Genomic DNA, 16,001 nt, shown 5'->3' with positions numbered 1-16,001 from the left:
AATACTAGTCGGCAAAAGCGCCATCCCGGTATGATTTAAAATCATACCCCCATCAGAATACAGCGTGCATACTTTGCCGAGCCCCGTCGCTAAATGGCACTTCGCTTCGAGCTCCCGGGAGGGGTTTCGAGGGCGTTGTCGATCATCTTCGCGACCATTGCATGGCCGCGCTCTGGAGCATTTGAGATGGAGCTTGCGACAATCGTAGGTCTCGTCGGCGCCGTTGCCTATCTGGCTGGCTACGCATTGATTCAGCTGCGTATTTTGACCATCGAGGATGGCCGTTATGCCGCGCTCAATATCATCGGGGGCTTGGCGCTGATCTATTCCCTGATGTGGGATTTCAACCTCGGCTCCTTCCTGACGCAGATCGCCTGGCTCGTCTTCACCGTGGTCGGCTTCGTACATGGCCAGCTCAAGCGCCGCAGCGCGATCTAGCGGTCATTGCTCACATTGTTGGCTATGAGCCAGTCCGAGACTTCCCGCACGATGCGGCGCTGGTGCCGGTCGGCCGGGCGCATCAGATAGAACCGCCCTTCGGACTGCATCCAATGGTCGTGCATCGGCACCAGCGTGCCGGCCTCCAATTGCTCGCGGATCAGCCAGGTCCAGCCCAGCACATAGCCAACGCCCTGCATGGCTGCCGCCACGCATAGCCCATAATCGCCCAGCAGCCAGCGCCGTGCATCGGGAGGAGGCTCAAGCCCCGCATCGCGCCACCATTGCGGCCAATCCTGCCATTCGCGCATGGAATCCTCGATGCCGATAATCACCGGGTCGGCCACGCTATCGAGCCGCGGCAGACTGGGCGCGGCGACTGGCACGATCTCCTCACGCCCCAGCACGATCAGATTGACCCCGACCGGCCGCTCGCTGCGGTAGAACACCGCCAGATCGAATTCATCGAGCCGCAAATGCACGATGTCGTCGGTCACCTTGAGCCGCAATTCGAGCCCCGGTACTTCCTGCCGCAACCGGGTCAGGCGCGGCATGAACCATTGGTCGGCGATGCCGCGCGAGCAGGCAATGGTGACCTGGCGCGGTCCGCTCCAGCTGCGCACGCCCTCGGTGACCGCCGCCACTTCCCCAAGCAGCTTGCCAATATCGACCGCATAGGCCTCCCCGATCGGGCTGAGCTGCACACCATGGCTGGCGCGTACGAACAGCTTGGAGCCGATATAGGCCTCAAGCTTGCCGATCTGCCGGCTGACCGCACTCTGCGTCAGGCCCAGCTCATGCCCGGCGCGCGAGAAGCTGCCCATGCGCGCCGCAGCCTCGAACACCACAAGAGAATTGAGCGGCGGCAGCGCACGGCTTCGCGTCATCGGAATGGCGTTAGCCTGGTCTCGGATGGAAGGCACGACGATCCTGAATTAACTGCCATTTGCGACCGTCCAAATTATCTGGCGCGCCAAGAAGGTCCCGGAGAACACATCCGCCGGAACATCTCAAACCACAGTCATATTCACTCAGTCGGGCGCAACCGCAATGCCGAATTCCACATGTCAGCCGTTGCAGGAATCGACGGGAAGGTTGCAGTTGCTAGGCCAGTGGCCCGATGGCGCCAGCTGCGCGAAGAGATGGCAGCCGAGGTTGACGCCGACATTGTGGGCGGTTGCGGCCCTTCGGAGGGGATATTGGAGGGACGAGGTGACGACCGCGTGGGACGGCGGTCGCGTTGCTCCTCCCTAACCGCCGCGCACAGCCGAAATGGGGTACACAGCGGAATGTCTGAATCTGGACATCCCGCTGCAGCAGAACATTCCCGTGATGCCAGCAATGATGGGTGGTCAGCAATGCCGGCCACCCATGTCTGTTAAATCCAGTCTGGGACCATATCGCCGGCGTAGCGCGCCCCGAAAGCGCCATCCGGCAGGATGCTCCCTATGCGGACAAGGTCATCGTCAGACAGCGTGACGTCAGCGGCCGCCAGGTTTTCCTCCAGTCGCTCGATCCGACGTGTGCCGGGGATCGGCACGATGTCGTCGCCTTGCGCCAGCAGCCAAGCGAGGGCTAGCTGGGACGCCGTGATGCCCTTTGACTGGGCCAGAGCGCCGAGTTGTCGGACGGCATCGAGGTTCTTTTCGAAATTGCCGGGCTGCCAACGTGGGTCATACCGGCGCATGTCGCTCGCTTCATATTCGGCGGCCGGCTTGACAGTGCCGGTGAGGAAACCGCGACCCAGCGGCGAATAGGGAACGAAGCCGATGCCCAGTTCGCGTATCGTGGGCAGTATGGCTTCGACTTCGCGTTCGAAGACGGAATATTCGGTCTGCAGAACCGTCACCGGCTGCACGGCGTGAGCCTTGCGAATGGTCTGCGGTCCAGCTTCGCTGAGGCCAAAATACTTGACCTTGCCTTCGGCGATCAGGTCTTTGACGGTGCCGGCGACGTCCTCGATCGGCACATTGGGATCGACGCGGTGTTGGTAGAGAATGTCGATCTGCTCGACGCCAAGATAGCGCAGGCTGTTTTCCGTCACCTGGCGAATATGGTCCGGCTGGCTGTTGGCGCCGTAATTGCCATCCTCGAAGGTGAAGCCGAATTTGGTGGCGATAACGATATCGTCGCGAAAGCCTTTCACCGCCTCGCCGATGAACTTCTCGTTCTCGCCCCGGCCATAGAGTTCGGCGGTATCGAAGAAGGTAACGCCCAGATCATAGGCGCGCTTGATGAGGTCGAGGCCGGCTTGCGTGTCGGCCGCGCCATAAGCCAGATGAAACCCCATGGCGCCGTAGCCGATGGCTGATACTTCCGGTCCGTTCTTGCCGAGTTTGCGCTTCTGCATCGCAATATCCTTTCCTGCGTGTGCCGCCGGAATGTAGGTACGACCGGTTGCCGGCTGGATGTCTGATGGTCCCAAATGATTGCCTGATCCTGCTGATTGCTTGACCTTTTGAGGCAAGAAGCGTGGAATAGCGCCATGACAGACCTGGACGATATTCGCACCATTGCGCAGCGCCATGCCGGCGCGCCCCACCCGGCAATGCCGCGGCTTCATATCTATCGCATCGATAATCCCACCGACGCCGCCGGCCTGATTTATCAGCCGGTCGTTTGCCTCGTTCTGCAGGGCCGCAAGCGCACGTTTATCGGCGATGGCGTGCTGGAATATGGCCCAAGCGAATGCATGGTGGTGGCTGCCGAACTGACGGCCATGGGACAGGTTTGCGAGGCATCCACCGACGAGCCCTATCTGGCGCTCAATCTCTTTCTCGACCCCGCCGTGATCTCGTCGATCCTGCTCGAAATGAACGCGCTTGCTGAGCCCGCCATCGGCTCGGGCTTCGGCGTCGCCAAGGCGGGGCCTGCGCTGCTCGATGCCTGGCGCCGGCTCGTCAGCCTGCTGGACCGACCCGACGAGATACCGGTCCTCGCGCCGCACCTCGAGCATGAGCTGATGTTCCGGCTGCTGATGGGCCCGCATGGTGCCTTGCTGCGCCAGATTGCCGGCGCGGACACAAGGCTATCCCATATCCGGCGGGCCATGGCCTTTGTTCGCCAGTATTATGCCGACCATCTCAGCATCGATGCCATGGCGGCGGTCGCCGGCATGAGCGTGTCGGTGTTTCATCGCCGTTTCAAGGCGGTGACCGGCGTCAGCCCGCTGCAGTATCAGAAGCATATTCGGCTGCACGAGGCGCGCCGGCGCCTAGTGACTGAACATGCCGAGGCAGCCAGCGTGGCCTACGCCGTTGGATATGAAAGTGCGTCTCAGTTCTCGCGTGAGTATAAAAGACTGTTCGGCGCGCCACCACGTCGCGACGCGGACACCTTGCAGTCGATCGTTGAAGCCGATCCATAAAGCCCAGCATTATCTCGTTCGCAAACCACGGGAGCTTACAGGATTTTGCCCGCGCGCTGCGAACGGCGATTTAGGCGAAAGCTCGCCGAGCGGACCGCCATTTTGCGCCTGCCGCTGCCATTCCTTGTTGAGCCGTGATTCCTGCACTTTCAGCTGCCCATGCCCCCATTCGCCACGTGCCGGGAGATGCGAGTCGGGGCAGGGTGGGAAACGGACGGGGAGCTTTCGGTCTAACTATCGGAATCAGCCGCCCCACCGTCGTGTTAAAAGAAGTTGGTCGCGTGTTCAGCCACCGTGACCAGTCCGCCAATCTCTATTCCAGAACGACGATTGCCTCGACCTCAAAGAGCATGGCGGCAATTGCGAGCTTGGGAACAGGAACCAGTGTCTGCGCCGGTAGCCTATCGCCAAACATGGCGGTGACGTTCTGTGTCAGCACTCCGAGCTTGGACATGTCGTGATCGACCACGAAAACCGTAAGCTTGGCGACCTGATCCGGTCTGGCGCCAATTCCTTCAAGCGCGGCACCAAGGTTTGCATATGCCTGCTCAACCTGAGCTGCGAAGTCGGGTGACAAACCTCCCGTGCTGTCTTGGCCGCCTTGACCGGAGATATAAGCCACCCGTGCATTGGCAGGCAGGATCACCGCGGTGCTGTAGCCGTTCGGCGTAGGGTCTCCCAGTGCCGGCGGGTTGATGATGGTTAGCTCCTGCGCCGTCGTTGCAGTCGATATTGCCATGATAATTAGTCCTCCAATGAGCAGGTGCTTGATAGCGCGTGACATGATTTTCCTTAGGGATTCCGAGACAGGGCGGGTGGGCATTGTGTGACTGCCCCTGATCGACGGCGAGACTTTAGCCCGCCATACCTGTCAACTTGTGTCAGGTTGGTTTATGCTCTTTTTCATGCGAGCAAGCCGCCTTCCATCGATCCTGACCACGCTTCAAGCCAAAGGACACGTTACCGCACAGGCGCTTGCCGATGAGTGCGAGGTATCCCTGCGAACGATCTACAGGGATGTGGACGCGTTAAGTGCAGCAGGCATCCCCGTTTACAGCGTACAGGGGAGCAATGGCGGCTATCGCCTGCTCGACGGCTATCGGGTTCGTTTAAATGGCTTGTCCTCGACGGAGGCCGACGCACTGTTTCTCGCCGGTCTCACCCGACAGGCCGCCGATCTGGGAATGGGTGCTGTTGCGGCAAGCGCGCGTGCAAAGCTTGTAGCTGCGCTGCCAGAGGCCATGCGGTCCGGCGCGATGAAGGCCCGTTTCCACTTTGATGCGCCAGCTTGGTTCGCAGAACCCGAGACTCTGGACATCCTCCCAGCAATTGCCGATGCGGTGTGGAACCAGCACCCGATACGCATGCAATACCAGAGCCGAACGACCGACGAGGAGAGGCGAGTTGAGCCCCTTGGGGTCGTGTTGAAAGGTGGTGCCTGGTATTTGGTCGCTCAAGTTCACAATGACATCCGCACTTTCCGTATTTCGCGAATTGGCAAGATGACTGTGCTGGATGGGCGTTTTGAATATCCAATGGCTTTCAACCTTGAAGCATATTGGACAGAGAGCATTCGGCGATACGAAGCGGATCTTCATCCAAACCGGGCAGAAGTTCGTCTCTCGCCTCGTGGCTTGGACTTAATGGAGGAGCTTCTGCCTCCCTATATCCGCACCGGTGCTGTGATCTCGGAGCAAGCCGATGCGCGGGGCTGGAAGCAGGTTTCAGTGTCGGTAGGTTCCATAGCGCACGCCGCCATGGACCTGCTGCGCTTTGGTAGAGAACTGGAGGTAATTGGGCCGCCCGAACTTCGAGCTGAAATGACCCACGTTATTGGCGCACTTGCAGACATCTATAAGTGCTGAGCCAGAGGAAGGCGCATGGCGAACGGCAGATTTCGATCTTCTGCACGGAACGCCCGAATTGAGGCCGACAGCGGCCAGGCTGCGCGCCATTTTAGCCATTTTGCGCGGTACGCGTGCGCAAGGGCGCAGCAGACCTATTTTCCTGATTTTCTTTGGAGGTTTTGGACTGCGACGGCCCTAGTCAGACAGGCCGCTGGAGCGGGTGAAGGGAATCGAACCCTCGTCATCAGCTTGGGAAGCTGCTTCTCTACCATTGAGATACACCCGCAACGGGGTTCTAGATGCTGGAAATCGCTGGCGCCGTCAAGCGGGTGCTGCAGGCTAGGGCTTGCGATCGTCAAGAGATTGCAAGCCCCGCCCCAGGGCACGCACTAAAGCGTCGTTGCTGTATCCACCGAAACCTCCACCGACATGCCCGGCAATAGCCGCGCCGCCAGGTCCTGGCCCTCGTCCAATTCAATCCGCACCGGGATGCGCTGGGCGATCTTGGTGAAATTGCCGGTGGCATTGTCGGGCTTCAGCACGCTGAATTCCGAGCCCGCCGCCGGGGAAATTTCCGAGATATGGCCGGTCAGCGCGCCATAGCCGAGTGCATCAACCTTGATATTGGCCTGCTGCCCAACGACAATCCCCGCCAGCTGGGTTTCCTTGAAATTGGCGATCACCCAGGTCTGGGGCGGTGTTACCGAGGTCAGCTGGGTGCCGATCGACACATATTGGCCCAGGCGCGCCGTGACTTCGCCCAATACGCCATCGACCGGCGCCACGACTCGTGTGTTGGAAATATTGATCCGCGCCAGTTCCACTGCAGCTTCGGCGCCCTTGACCGCGCCTTCCAGCGCCGGTTTGCCGCCTTCCACCAGCGACAGGTTCTGTTCGGCAATGCTGACCGAGGCACTGGCCTGGTCGACACTCGATTGCGCCTGCGCCAAGGCCGAATGCACCTGATCCACCGTCGATTGCGGCGACAGCCCCGAGGCGAGGAGCGAATCGGTGCGTGCCGCATCCGCCTGTGCCTTGCTCAGGGCGGCTTGCGCCGCCGTCAGCTGCGCCTTGGCCAGATCGACACTGGCTTGCTTGGAGGCATAATTCTGGTCGTAATTGGCCAGCGCATTCTGCTGTTGCAGCAAGGCCGCTTCGGCCTGCGCCAATTGCTGGACATAGATGCGGTCATCCAACTGCACCAGCACGTCGCCCTTATGCACGTTCTGATAATCGGTCACCGGCACAGCCACGACATAGCCCGCCAGCTGCGGCGCAATCAGCGTCACGCGGCCTTTGACATAGGCATTGTTGGTGCTCTGCACGCTGGTAGTGAAGGGCGGCAATTGCCAGGCATAGAGCACCGCGCCGATGCCGATGAGGCCAGCCAGCACAGCCGGGATTGTCGCCTTGGACAGAACGAGTTCTTTGATACGCATAGTTTGGTCTTTCAGGTCGATATCAGGCGGGCTGCGCCTGGAGCGGGGTGGCAGGCTTGCTCAAAGCGGCAAGTGCCAAATGGGTGAGCAGCACGGCGATGGCCGCCAGCGTTGCCGCGAAAATCAGCAGGAACAAATCGTTATAGGCCAGCACATTGGCCTGCTGGGTGGCGGATTGGCCCAGTAGCGCCAGCCCCCTGGCATCGCGCTGCGCCGGATCGGTCAGCACCCTTGCATAGGCGCCGCCATAGGCCTGGATACGCTGCGCCACCAACGGATCGAGCAGGGTGATCCCTTGCGCGATCACATTGGAATGGAACTGCTCGCGCAGCGTCACGAAGCTGCCGAATATGGCCGAGCCCAATAGGCCACCCAGCGTCTGGCTGGTCAGAAACACAGTGAGAAACGACAGGATATATTGCGGCCCCCGTGCCAGCGCCCGCAAAAAGCCATGCAGCATGGCCGGGGGCAGGAACAGGCCCGTCGCCATCCCGATCAGCGCCTGGCTGACAAAGAATTGCTCGGGCCGGCTCAGCACCGTGCTTTGCGAATCCATCCAGGCGGCAATGGCGATCAGCACCAGCGCGGTCAGGTGGAACAGCGGCGTGCGCGCGGGCTTCATCACCATGCTCAGTCCCGCCGTGGCCGCGAAGGTCGCCACCCCGACAATGCTGAACAGGCCAATGAGCTGGTCATTCTGCAGGTTGAGTACGGTGAACAGGCCAAACACCCCCACCGATTGCTCCGACAGCAACAGGCGGATGACGATCAAGGAGCCCGCAAAGATCAGCATGTCGCGGCTGAACAGCCAGCGCAGGTCGATAATGGGGTTCTTGCGATGCAGTTCGACGAGGCAAAATAGCACCAGCGAGCCAATGCCCACGGCCAGCAGCACGCCGATCCATGGCGCTTCGAGCCACCAATAGACCCGGCCCATGCCCAGCACGATGGCCATGCATGCGAAGCCCGTTGCCATCAGCGGCAGGCTGATTATGTCGTCCTTGTCGAACACTTTGGCGCGGGGCGGCGGCACCAGTGGCACCAGGAACACAATGGCGAGGCTCACCAAAGCGAGCCCGGCTTCGACCATATACAGCCCCTGCCAATCGCCCATGGCGAGCAGGTCCGGCGAAATGACGCGGGCCAGCGGCAGCGAGAGCGAGCTGCCCAGCATGCCGAAGCACAGCCCGATGGTCAGCTTCTTGGCCGGCGGCAGCCATTCGAGCATGTAGAAGAAGGCCAGCGTGCTCAGCGGCGCCGCAGCAATCCCCATGATTGCCCGCACCCAGATGGCCGATTGCAGGTCATGGGCAAACAGATGCGCCAGAACGATCAGTGCATAGACAATGATGCCCAGCTCGGCAAAACGCCGCATACCGAACTGGCTGCGGATTTTGAACATGACGATCGTGCCGGTCATGTTGGTGGCAAAATAGACCGTCGGCAGCCAGGCCATTTCGGTGGCGGTCGCGCCAAACGAGGCCTGCAGGCCGGTGAGGTTCGCCGTGACCAGATTGAGCCCGAGCCCTTGGGTAATGCCCAGCACGATGGAGCTGATCACATAGACCATGTTCCACAGCGGGGATTTCGGCACAAAGGGCGCCATGCCCGGCGGACCAGCCGGGGCAGGGGCCGGGGCGACAGGCGCCGCGGCAGCAATTGGAGCGGGTTCGTTCACGACACGCGCTCCCCAAGCTCGTCGCTGACCGGCGGCTTCAGCGCCTCGATGCGCTCCAGCAATATCGTCAGAATCCGATTGGTGGTCGCCACGTCCTCGGCGCTCAGCCCATCCAGCAACTGCGCATTGAGCCCGTCGGTCAACACGCCAACCTGCTCGGCCAGCGGCCGCCCGGCATCGGTCAGCATGATCAGCTTGGCTCGCCGATCATGCGGCGACGGCTCGCGGCGGATATGGCCCAGGCTTTCCAGCCCATCCAATATCCGCACCGCCGTCGGGTGCTCGACGCCGAGAAATTCCGTCACCGCCGCCTGGCTCACCCCCTCGGGGCTGCGCACCAATTGCAGCAGCACGCGGGCGCGCGCCGAGGTCAGGCCCAGGCTCTTGAGCTGGGCATCAAAGCCCGTGCTCAATTCCCGGCCGACCCGGCCAATGATGCGCAACAGATTAGGGTTCGGAGACATTATGTAGACCAATACAATGTAGCATGCTACTTATATTGGCGATGTAAGCCCGATACCGCATTCTGTCCATGCCCCATTTCGGCATGGCTCCTTTGCAATCAGGAATTGGGATGCCTGTTTACCCCACAGCTTCCTCCCCACCGCATCTTCCTCGGGCTCGACCCGAGGACCTCTCCCCGCCAGCGCCAAGCTGAGAATGGCCCCGGGTCAAGCCCGAGGGAAACGCGGTGCGTATGCTGGGAGGGAAGAAGAAGGCCCGGGTCCGAGAGCCACGATCCGCCTCCCTCCCCCTTGAGGGGAGGGATTGAGGGTGGGGGTTCTGAGCTTTCCACCGGCATGGAGTTTGTGGAGGGTGCAGAACCCCCACCCTAGCCCTCCCCTCAAGGGGGAGGGAACGGCATCGGGGCTCTCCGCCCATCAAGGTAAAGCTCGGCCGCCCCTAGGGCGTATACGGCCTAAAATGCTTGGACAGTTTGAGCGTCTGCGCCTGATAATTCGAGCCCAAAGCCGTGCCATAAAGCCGGTCCGGCGCCTCGGCCAGCGTCTCGTAGATCAGCCGGCCAATAGTCTGGCCGTGCCCGAGCAGAAACGGCACTTCGCGGCTGCGCACTTCGAGCACCGCCCGGCTGCCGCTGCCGCCAGCCGGCGAATGCCCGAAACCGGGGTCGAAAAAGCCCGCATAATGCACGCGGAATTCGCCCACCAGCGGATCAAACGGCACCATTTCGGCGGCATGGCTCGGGGGCACATGCACCGCCTCGTCGCTGACCAGAATATAGAATTCGTCGGGATCGAGGATCAGTTCTTCCCGCCCGCGATTGGTCAGCGGCTCCCAGAAGTCCAACACATCGAGCGCGGCCTTCTTGTCGACATCGACCACCGCCGTATGCCGCTTGGAGCGGAACCCGATCAGCCCATTGCGCCCATCGCCTTTGAGGTCGATGGACAGCGCAATGCCCTCCCCAACCGGATAATGGCCGCCAAACACCAAAGTGTCGGAATCGTGCAGCGCCCGGTGTTCGGCGATGGACAGCCGCGTATCGCCCGAGCGGAACCGCATCTGGCTCAGCCGCGATCCGGTCCGCACCAGCACCGGGAAGGTGCGCGGGCTGACTTCGAGGTAAAGCGGGCCCTTATAGCCCTCCGGCATCTGGTCGAATCCGCGCGCCCGATCGCCGATGACGCGGGTGAACACATCCAGCCGCCCCGTCGAGCTTTTGGGATTGGCCGAAGCGCTGACCGCGTCCGGCAGGTCCAGGCTCTCCTGCAGCGGCACCAGATAAACGCAACCACGCTCCAGCACGGCGCCGTTCTTGAGGTCGATTTCATGCAGCTTGAGTGCTTCGATCCGCTCGGCCACCGAATGGCTGGGGCCGGGCAGGAAGCTGGAGCGCACCCGATAGGCGACATCGCCCAGCCTCAGGTCGAGGCTCGCCGGCTGCACCTGATCGTGATCGAAGGGGCGCGCCGCGATGATGGCGCCTTCGCCAGCCAGCTTTTCGATCAATCGCGCCGGAAACACGCCCCGCGGCCAGGCCTGCTGCTTGTCCATGTTACCTTCGCATGCGTATCGAGGGCTTAGTCCCTAGCAATCCCTGCAATTGACGCCAACAGGCAATTGGCCTTAGATCACAGCCCAGTGGTGATTTGGCCGGTCAGGTTGCAGCCACTTTAAACAAGTTGCTAAATGACCGTTTCAACCGGCCACCTTCGTGCGCCGGTTTTTTGTTGAAAGTGCCGTCATGTCCAAGACCAACAATCCGCTGCTCGATCCGGCCCGCCTGTCGCCGCAAACCCAGCTGGTCCATGGCGGCGGCATGCGCACCGATTTCAACGAAACCAGCGAAGCCATTTTCCTCAATTCGGGCTATTCCTATCCCAGCTCCGAGCACGCCGAACGCCTGTTCCAGGGCAAGATTCCCGGCGGCCACAATTATTCGCGCTTCGCCAATCCCACCGTCGATATGTTCCAGGAGCGCATGGCGCTGCTCGAAGGGGCAGAGGCCGGTCGCGCCTTCGCCTCGGGCATGGCCGCCGTCACCAATGCAGTGATGAGCCAGGTGCGGGCAGGGGATCATATCGTCGCGGCCCAGGCCCTGTTCGGCGGCTGCCGCTATGTGGTGGAAGATTATGCGCCGCGCTTCGGCGTCACCTCGACGCTGGTCGATGGCCGCGACCCCGAAAACTTTGCCCGCGCCATGCAGCCCAATACCAAGGTCGTGTTCATCGAAACCCCGACCAATCCGACGCTGGAACTGGTCGACATCAAGGCCGTCGCCGAGATCGCCCACGCCCATGGCGCCAAGCTCATCGTCGACAATGTCTTTTCCACCGCTCTCTACCAGAAGCCGCTCGAGCTGGGGGCGGATCTCGTCACCTATTCTGCCACCAAGCATATTGACGGGCAGGGTCGGGTGCTGGGGGGCATCGTGCTCGGCAGTAAGGAACTGATCGAAGGGGACGTGCACACCTTCCTGCGCCAGACCGGGGCAACCCTCAGCGCCTTCAACGCCTGGGTGCTGCTCAAGGGCCTTGAAACCTATGCCATCCGCGTCGAGCGCATGACCGACAGCGCCGAAAAACTGGCCGCGGCCCTCGCCAGCCATCCCAAGATCGAGCGCGTCATTTACCCGCATCACCCGAGCCACGGGCAATACGACCTCGCCAAGCGCCAGATGACGCGCGGCTCGACCCTGCTCGCCATCGACGTCAAGGGCGGCCAGGACGCCGCCTTCGCCTTCTGCGACAGTCTGGCGGTGATCCTCATCTCCAACAATCTGGGCGATGCCAAATCGCTGATCACCCACCCGCGCACTACCACCCATGCGCGCCTGACCGAGGAAGTTCGGCTCGAAACCCGCGTCACCCCCGGCCTCGTGCGCCTCTCGGTTGGCCTTGAATCCAGCGACGACCTGATTGCCGACCTGATGTACGGTCTCGATCAGGTCTGAAATGTTCACGACTAGACCTCATGGTGAGCCTGTCGAACCACGAGGTCGTGCCCCGATGCCGTCCAGGCTACCATTGCTGAAGCGTGCCATATTGGGCTGGGTGCAGTCCCATCCACGGAACAGCACCTCCCCCTCGATGGGGGAGGTTGGGAGGGCATGGAGCCGCGCGCTGCAATGCGTGGTCGCGTCACTACTTCTCGCCACCCCAACCCTCGCCCAATCGCTCCCCTATCACAGCGATCCCGGCGCCCGCGAAATCTTGCCCAGCCTCTCGCCCGTGCCGGCCATACGCTTCCTCACCACCACCGATTTTCCGCCCTTCAATTTCCGCGATCCCGGTGGCGAACTCATCGGCTTTAATGTCGATCTGGCCCGCCGCATCTGCACCGAGGTCAATGTCGCCTGCACCATCCAGGCCTGGCCCTGGGAGCAGGCCGCCGATGCGCTGGCCGATAGTCAGGGCGATGCCCTGATTGCTGGGCTCGACATGTCCGATGACAACGGCAAGCGCTTCGATTTTTCCGCCACCTATCTGGCGCTGCCGGGCCGCTTCGTCACCCGCTCCGCTGATATCGCCACCTTCGACGCCACAGCCCTAGCCGGCAAAACCATCGCGGTCCGCGCCGGCAGCACCCACGAAGCCTTCGTGAAACGCTACCTGTCCGGGGCCAATATCGCCCCCTTCGCCAATGAAGTCGAAGCCTTGGCCGCCGTGCAAAATCGCGCCGCCGACCTGTTCTTCGGCGACGCCATGCGCGCGTCCTTCTGGCTCAATGAAAATCTCGATTGCTGCGGCTTTGCCGGCGACGCCTATTTCCGCCCCGCCCAATTTGGCGAAGGCCTCTCCATCGCCGTTCCCGCCGGCAATGACGCCGTGCGCCACGCCATCGACTGGGCCCTGATCCGCCTCAAGGAAAACGGCACGCTCGACGAACTATATCTTCGCTGGTTCCCCGTCGGATTCTATTGAAGAAGCGGTTCAGCCCGCCATCCCAATATTTCAGATCGATCAGGTTGCGCCGGTCAACTGGCGCCTTCAGCACGCTCAGCGTCAGCGTGAACGGCACCCCGGCCATATAAAGGCCGGTCGTGCGGTGATTGCCATCCAGCAGCAGATAGCCATCCGAGCCGAGGTCATAGGCGGGAACCTCGATGCGCTGATGCTTGCCTTCGGCAATGAAATAATCGCGCATCGAAAGGAACGAGGTGCGCACGACGTCACAATGTTCGTCGATCCGCGCCACCAGGTCTTTGACCTTCAGCGGGCGGGCGAAAGGGTTGGCCAGCGCCGCCTCGACACGATGATGCGTGGCCCGGAACGCAGTGTAGAATTCGCCCAGCTCGGCAGGCGAGGTAAATTGCCGCCGCTCGATGCTCACTTCATGGTCAGCGATGCGCTCGGGATGGAGGCGCAGGCTGATATCAGGAAAACGCTGCAGATATGCCGCAGCGGCGCGGCGGTCGGAAGTCGATCTGGTCATCGAGCGAGTGCACTAAATTGAGTTTTTTTAATGATGACAAGAATGTCATAATTGGCCTACTCGCTCAATGACGGAAATGTCACACAGGCATCCGCCGATGCCGCGCCCGCGCTGCCGCTTCGATCGCCGCCGTCGTCAACCGGTCCAGATCCAGCTTGTCGCGCAGCATCTCGAGGAACCGCAATTCCTCCTGCTCCAGATGTAGATCGACCGCGGTCACCTCTACCGCCACGGCATAGGCGGTGTCCTGCAACTTAGCCGGCAGCGCCGCGATCGCATCGTCCAGCACCTTGTCCAGCCCACCCGGCCCGTTCAGCGTATCGGCGCAGGCATTGGCCACCGCCGTCAGCCGCGTCTTGTCGAACCCGTCAAATACCGGCAGCCGGCCGACCAGGGCCTGGATGCGCAGCAATTCCTTTTCGGTCATGGCACTGTCGGATGAAGCGGCCACCAGCATCAAGTGGATCAAGGCGTCATGGGCGGCAAGGGTCATCGCGTTTTCCATTCCTGGCGTCGTGTCGCCGATAGCTAGGCAGGCGCCCCGCTCATGGCAAGCAGCGCACCACCGAGATTGACGCAGGCGTGCGGGAATGCAACACACCTCCCCGCCTCCCACAAAATACCGAAAGGCTGGTTCCTTGTCGCCCGCTCCTTTGCCCCCACTCGATCCTGCGTTTTTCGACGCTGCCCAAACTGCCCGTGCCTGGCCGTTTGAGGAAGCCAAAAAACTGGTGGCTAGGCTGGAGAAAACCGGCAAGGGCGAGGCCGTGTTCGAAACCGGCTATGGCCCCTCGGGCCTGCCCCATATCGGCACGTTCGGCGAAGTGGCCCGCACCACCATGGTGCGCACGGCCTTTCGCCTGCTGACGCGCGATCAGATTCCGACCCGGCTCATCTGCTTCTCCGATGACCTCGATGGCATGCGCAAGATCCCGGACAATGTGCCCTCCAAGGAGGCCATGGAGCCGCATCTGCAAAAGCCGCTCAGCGCCGTGCCCGATCCTTGGACCAATGAATATGCCAGCTTCGGCGATCACAACAACGCCATGCTGCGCCGGTTCCTCGACACCTTCGGCTTCGACTACGAATTCGCCAGCGCCACCGATTACTACCGCTCCGGCAAGTTCGACACCGTGCTGCGCCGTGCCGCCGAGCGCTATGACGACATCATGGCCGTCATGCTCCCCACTCTGGGCGCCGAACGGCAGGCGACCTATTCGCCCTTCCTGCCGATCTCTCCGATTTCGGGTCGCGTGCTCTATGTGCCCATGAAGGAAGTCGATGCCGCCAACGGCACCGTCACCTTCGCCGATGAAGATGGTCGCGACACCACCGTGCCGGTCACCGGCGGCCACGTGAAGATGCAGTGGAAGCCCGATTTCGGCATGCGCTGGGCCGCCCTTGGTGTCGATTTCGAAATGTTCGGCAAGGACCACCAGACCAACGCCCATGTCTATGACAAGATTTGCGAAATCCTCGGCGGCAAGGCGCCCGAGCACTATGTGTTCGAGCTCTTCCTCGATTCCGAAGGGCAAAAGATCTCCAAGTCCAAGGGTAATGGCCTGACCATCGATGAATGGCTGACCTATGCTGGCAATGAGAGCCTGGGCCTCTACATGTTCCAGAAGCCGCGCACGGCCAAGCGGCTGCATTTCGATGTCATCCCGCGGGCAGTCGACGAATATTATAGTTTCCTGTCCGCCTACCAGGGCCAGGACGTTGCCGCGCGGATCGAAAACCCGGCATTCCACGTCCATTACGGCAATGTGCCAAACCCCGAAGTGCCGCTCAGCTTCGCGCTGCTGCTGAACCTGGTGGCCACGGCCAATGCCGAAGACACCAAGGTGCTCTGGGGCTTCATCTCGCGGTACCTACACGGCGCCACCGCCCAGACCCATCCCGAGATCGATCGTCTCGCTGCCTATGCGGTGCGCTACTTCAACGACAAGGTAAAGCCGAACAAGGTCTATCGCGCTCCCACCGATCAGGAACGCGCAGCCCTCCAGGACCTGCACGATCAGCTTGCCGCCTACGAAGGCTCCACCGATGGCGGCGCCTTGCAGGATCTGGTCTACGCCATCGGCAACGCCCACAAGTTCGAGCCCCTGCGCGACTGGTTCAAGGCCATCTATCAGGTCCTGCTTGGCGAAGACCAGGGCCCCCGCTTCGGCTCCTTCATCGCCCTCTTCGGCGTGGCAGAAACCCGCAAGCTCATTGAAGACGCCCTGGCCGGGAAAATGCTCAAGGCTTAGGTGCCGGGCAGCAGCCCAATCTCTCCCAACCACCGCATCTCCCTCGGGCTCGCCCCGAGGGCCGCTCGCAACACGGCACAAGCG

The 16,001-nt window shown here is 61.7% G+C and carries 15 protein-coding genes, 1 tRNA gene and 1 riboswitch; of the genes, 6 read left to right on the top strand and 10 right to left on the bottom strand.

Going from position 1 to position 16,001, the window contains the following annotated elements:
- Window positions 1–186 precede the first annotated feature (186 nt).
- Complete coding sequence (locus tag ACI3KW_RS10570) at window positions 187–438, top strand: cyclic nucleotide-binding protein (protein WP_113123465.1); 252 nt, start codon at window positions 187–189, stop codon at window positions 436–438.
- On the opposite strand, the gene ACI3KW_RS10565 is transcribed toward ACI3KW_RS10570, so the two are convergent.
- Window positions 435–1,361, bottom strand: a complete 927-nt coding sequence (locus ACI3KW_RS10565) for a LysR substrate-binding domain-containing protein (protein WP_404848033.1) — start codon at window positions 1,359–1,361, stop codon at window positions 435–437. The genes ACI3KW_RS10570 and ACI3KW_RS10565 overlap by 4 nt on opposite strands.
- A gap of 455 nt (window positions 1,362–1,816) precedes the next feature.
- Window positions 1,817–2,788: an aldo/keto reductase gene (locus tag ACI3KW_RS10560; protein WP_404848032.1), complete on the bottom strand. Its 972-nt coding sequence runs from the start codon at window positions 2,786–2,788 to the stop codon at window positions 1,817–1,819.
- Between the two features lie 135 nt (window positions 2,789–2,923).
- Between ACI3KW_RS10560 and ACI3KW_RS10555 the strand changes: the two genes are divergently transcribed.
- Window positions 2,924–3,805, top strand: coding sequence for an AraC family transcriptional regulator N-terminal domain-containing protein (locus tag ACI3KW_RS10555; RefSeq protein WP_404848031.1), 882 nt, complete (start codon window positions 2,924–2,926; stop codon window positions 3,803–3,805).
- A gap of 313 nt (window positions 3,806–4,118) precedes the next feature.
- Here the strand turns inward: ACI3KW_RS10555 and ACI3KW_RS10550 are convergent, their stop codons facing one another.
- The gene (locus ACI3KW_RS10550) at window positions 4,119–4,589 is read right to left on the bottom strand and encodes a RidA family protein (protein WP_404848030.1); all 471 of its coding nucleotides are present in this window, start codon (window positions 4,587–4,589) and stop codon (window positions 4,119–4,121) included.
- Between the two features lie 109 nt (window positions 4,590–4,698).
- Here ACI3KW_RS10550 and ACI3KW_RS10545 point away from each other — a divergent pair, with 109 nt between their 5' ends.
- A complete protein-coding gene (locus ACI3KW_RS10545; protein ID WP_404848029.1) occupies window positions 4,699–5,670 on the top strand; it encodes a helix-turn-helix transcriptional regulator in 972 nt (323 codons plus the stop codon).
- Between the two features lie 194 nt (window positions 5,671–5,864).
- Here ACI3KW_RS10545 and ACI3KW_RS10540 read toward each other — a convergent pair.
- From ACI3KW_RS10540 to ACI3KW_RS10520, 5 genes are all read right to left on the bottom strand, one after another.
- Window positions 5,865–5,938, bottom strand: a tRNA-Gly gene (locus ACI3KW_RS10540).
- Between the two features lie 103 nt (window positions 5,939–6,041).
- A complete protein-coding gene (locus ACI3KW_RS10535; RefSeq protein WP_404848028.1) occupies window positions 6,042–7,091 on the bottom strand; it encodes an HlyD family secretion protein in 1,050 nt (349 codons plus the stop codon).
- A 22-nt stretch (window positions 7,092–7,113) separates the two neighbouring features.
- On the bottom strand, window positions 7,114–8,769 hold the full coding sequence (locus ACI3KW_RS10530) for an MFS transporter (protein WP_404848027.1): 1,656 nt from the start codon (window positions 8,767–8,769) through the stop codon (window positions 7,114–7,116).
- Complete coding sequence (locus tag ACI3KW_RS10525) at window positions 8,766–9,233, bottom strand: MarR family winged helix-turn-helix transcriptional regulator (RefSeq protein WP_404848026.1); 468 nt, start codon at window positions 9,231–9,233, stop codon at window positions 8,766–8,768. The genes ACI3KW_RS10530 and ACI3KW_RS10525 overlap by 4 nt, the downstream gene beginning before the upstream one ends.
- Window positions 9,234–9,672: 439 nt before the next feature.
- Window positions 9,673–10,785, bottom strand: a complete 1,113-nt coding sequence (locus ACI3KW_RS10520; RefSeq protein WP_404848025.1) for a 2'-deoxycytidine 5'-triphosphate deaminase — start codon at window positions 10,783–10,785, stop codon at window positions 9,673–9,675.
- A gap of 77 nt (window positions 10,786–10,862) precedes the next feature.
- Window positions 10,863–10,940: riboswitch (SAM riboswitch) on the top strand.
- A 35-nt stretch (window positions 10,941–10,975) separates the two neighbouring features.
- Here ACI3KW_RS10520 and metZ point away from each other — a divergent pair.
- The gene (gene metZ, locus ACI3KW_RS10515; RefSeq protein WP_404848024.1) at window positions 10,976–12,184 is read left to right on the top strand and encodes an O-succinylhomoserine sulfhydrylase; all 1,209 of its coding nucleotides are present in this window, start codon (window positions 10,976–10,978) and stop codon (window positions 12,182–12,184) included.
- A gap of 178 nt (window positions 12,185–12,362) precedes the next feature.
- On the top strand, window positions 12,363–13,154 hold the full coding sequence (locus ACI3KW_RS10510) for a transporter substrate-binding domain-containing protein (RefSeq protein WP_404848023.1): 792 nt from the start codon (window positions 12,363–12,365) through the stop codon (window positions 13,152–13,154).
- On the opposite strand, the gene ACI3KW_RS10505 is transcribed toward ACI3KW_RS10510, so the two are convergent.
- Together ACI3KW_RS10505 and ACI3KW_RS10500 are read right to left on the bottom strand one after the other, a co-directional pair.
- Entirely contained in the window at window positions 13,093–13,665 is a 573-nt protein-coding gene (locus ACI3KW_RS10505; protein ID WP_404848022.1) for a hypothetical protein, read from the bottom strand. The genes ACI3KW_RS10510 and ACI3KW_RS10505 overlap by 62 nt on opposite strands.
- A gap of 79 nt (window positions 13,666–13,744) precedes the next feature.
- On the bottom strand, window positions 13,745–14,158 hold the full coding sequence (locus tag ACI3KW_RS10500) for a tellurite resistance TerB family protein (protein ID WP_404848021.1): 414 nt from the start codon (window positions 14,156–14,158) through the stop codon (window positions 13,745–13,747).
- A 145-nt stretch (window positions 14,159–14,303) separates the two neighbouring features.
- Here ACI3KW_RS10500 and ACI3KW_RS10495 point away from each other — a divergent pair, with 145 nt between their 5' ends.
- Window positions 14,304–15,917, top strand: coding sequence for a lysine--tRNA ligase (locus ACI3KW_RS10495; RefSeq protein ID WP_404848020.1), 1,614 nt, complete (start codon window positions 14,304–14,306; stop codon window positions 15,915–15,917).
- Window positions 15,918–16,001: the final 84 nt, after the last annotated feature.

Origin of the sequence: Devosia sp. ZW T5_3 (assembly GCF_044987315.1) — a bacterium.
In the GTDB taxonomy this organism is placed as follows: Bacteria; Pseudomonadota; Alphaproteobacteria; order Rhizobiales; family Devosiaceae; genus Devosia.
This window is presented reverse-complemented; position numbering and strand designations above follow the sequence as displayed.

Bases quoted from the DNA above. Each gene is read 5' to 3' on its own strand.
- ACI3KW_RS10570 (WP_113123465.1), top strand. From the start codon at position 187: ATGGAGCTTGCGACAATCGTAGGTCTCGTCGGCGCCGTTGCCTATCTG.
- ACI3KW_RS10560 (WP_404848032.1), bottom strand. From the start codon at position 2,788: ATGCAGAAGCGCAAACTCGGCAAGAACGGACCGGAAGTATCAGCCATC.
- ACI3KW_RS10555 (WP_404848031.1), top strand. From the start codon at position 2,924: ATGACAGACCTGGACGATATTCGCACCATTGCGCAGCGCCATGCCGGC.
- ACI3KW_RS10550 (WP_404848030.1), bottom strand. From the start codon at position 4,589: ATGTCACGCGCTATCAAGCACCTGCTCATTGGAGGACTAATTATCATG.
- ACI3KW_RS10545 (WP_404848029.1), top strand. From the start codon at position 4,699: ATGCTCTTTTTCATGCGAGCAAGCCGCCTTCCATCGATCCTGACCACG.
- ACI3KW_RS10535 (WP_404848028.1), bottom strand. From the start codon at position 7,091: ATGCGTATCAAAGAACTCGTTCTGTCCAAGGCGACAATCCCGGCTGTG.
- ACI3KW_RS10525 (WP_404848026.1), bottom strand. From the start codon at position 9,233: ATGTCTCCGAACCCTAATCTGTTGCGCATCATTGGCCGGGTCGGCCGG.
- ACI3KW_RS10520 (WP_404848025.1), bottom strand. From the start codon at position 10,785: ATGGACAAGCAGCAGGCCTGGCCGCGGGGCGTGTTTCCGGCGCGATTG.
- metZ (WP_404848024.1), top strand. From the start codon at position 10,976: ATGTCCAAGACCAACAATCCGCTGCTCGATCCGGCCCGCCTGTCGCCG.
- ACI3KW_RS10505 (WP_404848022.1), bottom strand. From the start codon at position 13,665: ATGACCAGATCGACTTCCGACCGCCGCGCCGCTGCGGCATATCTGCAG.
- ACI3KW_RS10500 (WP_404848021.1), bottom strand. From the start codon at position 14,158: ATGACCCTTGCCGCCCATGACGCCTTGATCCACTTGATGCTGGTGGCC.